Here is a 6174-nt window from a genome sequence, read left to right as displayed (position 1 = left end):
AAAGGCCGGCGGGAGTGTATATCAGGCCGGAATGGGCATTGTTGGCGTCAGAGGAGCTTGTTCTCCAACCGGTACCGGTATCTGTCGCAACGGGGAGGCCTGTTTCTAGTCCGGGATCGGTACCAGTTGCAGCAGGGGTGTTGGCATGGATAGAAATTTCACCGGGTTGTTGGCGGTTATGGTGTTGGTAGGCATCGGTCTCCTTGTGGCCGCCGGCTACGGACTGGCTCCAGGTTCTGATGACGGCTCTCCCGCGGCTGTGCAGACCCGGAATGCAAGTCTGGAATATGTGGAAAAGCTATTCGCCTCAGACCGGGTCACGGATATATACATCACTCTGGAAGCGGCTGATTTCGCCGATATGATGGAGAACCCGACCGAGGAGGAATATAAGGAAGCGGCTATAACGGTTGACGGCGAGACAATGGCGCACGTCGGCTTCCGAGTCAAAGGCAATTCCAGCCTCAGCTCGGTGGCCCGCAGCGATTCGCAGCGCTTCAGTTTCAAGGTGGACCTGGATCAGTATATAGACGGGCAGACTCTGTTTGGACTGACCAAACTGAACCTCAATAATTCTTTCAGCGATCCCTCTTTTATGCGGGAATATCTCTCTTACGGCCTGATGGAGGAGATGGGGGTCCCCACCCCGGCCTACAGTTACGCCAATGTCTATGTGAACGGCCAGCCGATCGGGCTGTATTTAGCGGTGGAAGGCATCGAGGAACCGTTTTTGCAGCGCTATTATGGCAGCGCGGCGGGCAATCTCTACAAGCCCGAGGGTACGGGCAGCGACCTGGTATATGTGGATGACGATATGTCGTCTTACAGCGGCATTGTGGCCGCAATCGACAAAAAGAACGGCGCTGATGAGGCCTTGCTTGCCATGCTCCGGGCTCTGAGCCAGGGACAGGATCTGGAGGCATATTTGAATGTGGATGAGATACTGCGCTATTTTGCGGTGAATACGGTCCTGGTTAATATGGACAGCTATCAGGGCAATCTCAAACACAACTATTACCTTTATGAAGAGAATGGGATCTTTTCCATCCTGCCCTGGGATTACAATATGTCTTTCGGCGGTTTTGGGATGGGAACGGGCGCCCAGGGGGCGACCTCGCTGTATATCGATACTCCGGTCACGGGCACCACCCTGGAGCAGAGGCCCTTGTTGGGCAGACTCCTGGAGATACCGGAATACATGCAACGCTATCATCAGTATATTGAGGAGTTTATCGCAGGGCCTTTTGCGGCGGAAAAGATGGAGGCCGAGATCGCCAGGGTGGCGGCCATGATCAGGCCTCATCTGGAACAGGACCCCACCAAATTCACCACTATGGAGCAGTTCGAACAGGCCCTAGCCCAGGGGGCGGCGGATGCCGGTGAAGAGATGCGGGCACCCGGCGGAGCGACCGATACGGCCCCGCAAAGAGCAGCAAATACAGCAGGCGGGGTCGAGAGTGGGGCTTCAGATGGATTGGCCGGCGCAGATGGCAGGGCAGCAGCAGGCGAAGCCGCAAGCACAGCGCCGGCCGTAAAGTCAGCTGAAGCACAAGAATCGGCGGACGCCAACCAGGCTGCTCCGGCCGCGCAGAATGAGGCGGCCGGGATGAACCGCAAAGCAATGGATGGAATGACGCAAGGCAGCAACAGCATCGGTTTGATGCGATTCATCGCGGAACGCATCGACAATGTCAACCAGCAGCTCAGTGGCCAACTGCCCGCTGCGGGAGACACTCAGAGCCAGAGCGGCGGCATGAAGTCCGGGCCGCAGGATGCCGGTAATGCCGGAAGACAACGGACTGCCGGGGAAAGGCCACAGCCTCCCGAAGGGATGAGACAGCGCGACCCCGCTATGGGCCTGGGACAGCAGGACGCAGAGGCCGGTCAGAGGCCCGGGCCGGGCGGGGAAGCTGGCCAGGGTTTTCCCGGACGGGTGCAGGGCATTTCTGCGCAAGAGTTTTACATCATCGGGGGAGCCATGCTGTTGATAGTGTTGACTGTGCTCCTGGCGGCGAAGAGAAGAACCAGGCACACGGTTTGACAGTTCACAGTTCATATATATGCAAATCCCCATCCGGTCTTTCGGCCGTGATGGGGATTTGAAACTGCGCTATATTCAGTTGCAGATTATTGCATGGGTCCGCTCGGGTTGATTGGAACATCGGTGAAAGCCTCACTCACCTGCCATATCCTCCACACATTGCCGACCAGTTCTGTCCCGGGCTTGAGGGTCTGTTTGCCCGGCCTCCAGCCGGCCGGAGCGGTCTCCTTGCCCCCCGATTGGCGCACCAATTGAAAGGCCTGAATCTGCCGCAGGTTCTCGCTGACATTCCTGCCCACCGCCGGAATGAGCGCTTCAAACCCCTGAATATTGCCGTCAGGATCGATGATGAAGCCAGCCCTGCTATCCACCCCTTTGGCCGGCTCATAAATGCCGTAGTTCCTGCCTATGCTGCCATCCTGGTCGGAGAGCATGGGACAGGGTATGTCGCCATTTATCATCTTGGACAGTTCGTGGTCGTTCCACATCTTATGGGCAAAAACACTGTCTACGCTGCAGGACAGTACTTCAACGCCCAGTGCCTGGAACTCGGGATACTTTTCAGCAACTGCTGAAAGCTCTGTGGCTCAGACGAAGGTGAAATCAGCGGGATAGAACCACAGTGAAACCCATTTGCCTTTCAAATCGGAAAGGCTGATTTTCTTGATCTTGCCCTGATGATAGGCGGGTGCCGTAAAATCAGGCGCCGGTTTGCCAACAGCTAACATCTCTCTGGTTGCCTCCTTATAAATCTGCTATTCCGACCTGTTCTAGTGGTCGTTGTGGGTCGATAACGGGGCCGCTGTTAAATGCTTTGAAACCCCGGGCACGGTTTTATTTTCTCCGTTCTGAGCGGATTAACCCTCGATTGCATCTTTTTTATGCAATCTTTACGTAAATAAGGGGAGAGGCGTTGCGGCATCAACCGGAGTTGGCCATTTCCTTGGGCTCAATAGGCAGGAGTCCGGGCCGGTCGGCCTCAAGCGCGATTATTAAAGCATCGCCTTAATTTGATAAATTTGCACTAATAATTTTTGCTTTTTGCTTCAAGCTAATACAAGGAGGTGTTTATCATGGAACAGCTTGAGATCGTGGAAGTAAGGCATGATGAACAGGGACGATTGAACAGATTTAAATTGTCGGACGGACGGGAGCTGGATTTCCAGCAGGCCGTAGCGATGGGGAAAAAGGGGCAGATCAAGAATATCGATGTGGTGGACCGGGACAGCGGCATGCAATTTATCCGCAGCGAACCTGACGGGACTGAGGCCAACAATCTGGATAACCTGCCTGAGTTTTAAATAAGATATTCGAGTTGAATTTTAAAATAGAGGGCCGGTCAAAGGATCGGCCCTGCCTGTTGCACTATTCGCTTCATATCGACTGTCACTGCAGTGCGCCGCTCTGGCATCACTGCCTGGTGTCTGTTCCCGCGTCCGGTTTTTATTTTATGCTTATGGGCGCACTGCACTCAGCAACAGCCTTCACGCCCTCTCCCCTTTTCTGCAGGTTTTAACGAATATCGAGTATTATTGTTGGAACATGGCTCTTATTTTGTTTATCAGCCGGCTGCCGATCATTTCATCGGCCGAGTCGATGATCTGCTGCACCAGCCTGAGAACATCCTGATCCCCGGCCCAGTGCTTCTTAACCAGCTCCGGGTCGGTCTCGTTGAGCATGTTGTTCAAAATATAGGCTGCTACCACCAGGTCGTCCGCCAGTCCTAAAGGGCCCAAAAGAGCTTCGGGCAGAAGGTCGATAGGGCTGATGAAATAGGCCAGGCCCAGTCCCAGCTTGGCCTTGTGTTTGTCGGGAACTTCCGGATCCAGAGCCAGTTTGACCAGGAGGTGGAAAAGGTCGGGTACCGCCAGGATGTAATCAGCCCAGCGGTTGTTCTTTCCCTCCTCAGTCTGCATCCAGGAGTGGATCTTGTTGCGGATGGATTGGTAAAAATCATAATGCTGTTCTTCCAACCAAAGAGCCTCCTTTTATGTTGTTGCCTGCTTCCGCACCTCTGGCGTTATTCAAAACATACTCCAGGCTGGTAATAACCCGTAATCCGGACATGGTATTGTCACCAATCCGGTAAGTTCATGGTACAGGTAAACAGGTCTATTGATAGTATCACACTTCAGAGAAGTGCTGATTCCAGAGCCAGTGTTTCACTTACTGTATAATTCCGCTATACGCTGGGCTTGAGCCAGAACTCTTTTCCTCAGCGGGGCCGGTTCCAGAACCTCCACCCGATCTCCCCACTGCATTATCCAGCTCTGCATTTCGATCAGGCCGCAGGCCTCAAACTGCACCACGACCGAACCGTCTTTTGATTCCTCCACAATCGCCTGGCTGGGGTGGTAGCGGAGCTTCTTGACCCGGGAGGCCACTTCCGGGGAGAAGCGGAGGCGCACCCGCTGCACCGGGTCATTGCAGAATCCCCCCCAGCTGGAGCCGATATGAGCCTGCAGCGAGAAATCTTGAGGGTAGTGGAATTTATCACTTTCATGTCCGGTGAGACGCTGGATCTGATCGACTCGAAATGTTTTGATCTCCGCTTTATTGCCCTGCCTGGCGATCACATACCACACATTGCGTTTAGACACCAGCCCCAGGGGTTCCAGGAGGCGGGACGATGTTTTTCCGGAATTGTTGACATATTCCACTTTGACCCGATAGGACTCGCTGACCGCTCTGATCAGCCGGCCCAGAATCTGGCCGAACTGCTCGGGGTGGCTGAGGGTGTCCCCCAGTATATAAAGGCGTTCTTTCAAAAGTTTGGCCCGTTCCGGCATGCCTTTGAAGAAACCGCTTTCCATGTTGATCCTGACCGAGTTTACCGCATCGTCTAAGAGGGTATTGCGGTGCAGCAAGGTGGACACATAGAGCGCGGCGGCGCTCTCCAGGCTCACTTTGGGAAGGTATTCCTGGCGAAGGCGGTAGGCCTTGTTCCGGCTGCCGGCCGAAGGGCGGTCGATGGCGATGCCGAATGATTCCAAACGGCTCAAATCCCTCTGCAGGGAACGCTTTATAGAGGCGTCTTTGGGCAAGTCCGGGGAATACTGCTCCAGAAGTTCCCGGTAGTGTTTGCACAGGGTTTCAAAGCGGATGCCCCCGTCCCGGCTGGCCTGTTCCAGGTAATGGTAGATGTAGAGAAGTCTTTCAGCCAATGGCGGCCGGCCCGCGGGAGTGCCGTCATTTTCCAGAAAAGCCTCGATGTCGTCGATGGTGATATTTTGGCCGCCTTGGCTTACGCAAAAAACGCCCTCCTGGCAGATCTCGCTGTCACCCGACAGTCCCAGCAAGAGACGGTACAGACTGGCTTCAGAATGGATTTTTACCGCCGCCATGACCTCTTGCGGCGTAGAGCCGGGATGAGTACTGATGAATTCCCGCGCTTGTGAGGCTTTCTGGGCCAGGGCCGTAGTTCGTGTTTTAACCGCCAAATCTTCCACACCCTTCCTGGACTATTGTGGAGGTTACAGGAAATTGCCTGGCTGCTCCGTTCAAATCCATATTATGTATATTATATACCGATTTGAACTGCCGCGGGTAGCGAATGGCAATCATGGCAGGATATGGGGCCGTTTCTTTAGGCGGGATCAAGTTCGAACCAGAATTGCACCCCGCCGGGCTGGTTTTCCACCCCGTAGAGATTGTGGTCGAGTTCCTGAATAGCCCTGACCACCGCCAGTCCCAGGCCGGTGCCGCCATAGGCGCGGGTGCGGGCTTTATCCACTTTATAGAAGCTGGTGAACAGCTTGGGAAGAGCCTCCTCGGGTATATCAGGACCTGAATTGAAAACCGTAACCCGGTATTTGTCCCCTCTGGGCACAACTCCGATCCGCAGTTGTTTTTCCCCGTTGATGTGGTTTAAGGCATTGTTGATATAATTCACCAGAACCTGTTCGGTGCGAGTCATATCGGCATTGACCTTAAGGGTTGGGGCCCATTCCAGACTGGCCTTGATTCCCATTTCCGCCAGGCGCGGTTCGTATTTGGCCATTACCAGTTCCAGAAGTCCGGTCAGGTCGAACTCCGCTTTCTCCAATTTAAACCCCCCCGATTCCATCTGGGAGAGTTCCAAAAGCTCTCGCACCAGTTTATCCATCTTGACGGCCTCATCCATGATCACCTCA

The 6174-nt window shown here is 54.4% G+C and carries 5 protein-coding genes and 1 pseudogene; 2 read left to right on the top strand and 4 right to left on the bottom strand.

The window, feature by feature from the left end; all coding sequences use genetic code 11:
* Nucleotides 1-145: 145 nt before the first annotated feature.
* Complete coding sequence (locus B3W37_RS00030; protein ID WP_483174410.1) at nucleotides 146-2041, top strand: CotH kinase family protein; 1896 nt, start codon at nucleotides 146-148, stop codon at nucleotides 2039-2041.
* An 86-nt stretch (nucleotides 2042-2127) separates the two neighbouring features.
* On the opposite strand, the pseudogene prxU reads toward B3W37_RS00030, so the two are convergent.
* Nucleotides 2128-2793, bottom strand: a pseudogene (gene prxU / locus B3W37_RS00025) (thioredoxin-dependent peroxiredoxin); the annotation flags it as partial.
* A 321-nt stretch (nucleotides 2794-3114) separates the two neighbouring features.
* Between prxU and B3W37_RS00020 the strand changes: the two are divergent.
* Entirely contained in the window at nucleotides 3115-3342 is a 228-nt protein-coding gene (locus B3W37_RS00020; protein WP_483174409.1) for a DUF3892 domain-containing protein, read from the top strand.
* Nucleotides 3343-3570: 228 nt separating this feature from the next.
* On the opposite strand, the gene B3W37_RS00015 is transcribed toward B3W37_RS00020, so the two are convergent.
* The 3 genes from B3W37_RS00015 to B3W37_RS00005 form a co-directional block, all read right to left on the bottom strand.
* Nucleotides 3571-4014 (bottom strand): YkvA family protein, encoded by a 444-nt coding sequence (locus B3W37_RS00015; RefSeq protein WP_481039881.1) that lies wholly within the window; start codon nucleotides 4012-4014, stop codon nucleotides 3571-3573.
* 189 nt (nucleotides 4015-4203) lie between these two features.
* Nucleotides 4204-5481 (bottom strand): helix-turn-helix transcriptional regulator, encoded by a 1278-nt coding sequence (locus tag B3W37_RS00010; RefSeq protein WP_483174408.1) that lies wholly within the window; start codon nucleotides 5479-5481, stop codon nucleotides 4204-4206.
* Between the two features lie 146 nt (nucleotides 5482-5627).
* Nucleotides 5628-6174, bottom strand: a 547-nt coding sequence (locus B3W37_RS00005; protein WP_483174407.1) for a sensor histidine kinase, incomplete at its 5' end; no start/stop codon positions are given.

Source organism: Syntrophomonas sp. UBA5494 (assembly GCF_002426325.1).
The sequence above is the reverse complement of the archived record's forward strand: the minus strand, read 5'-3'. Positions and strand labels throughout refer to the sequence as shown.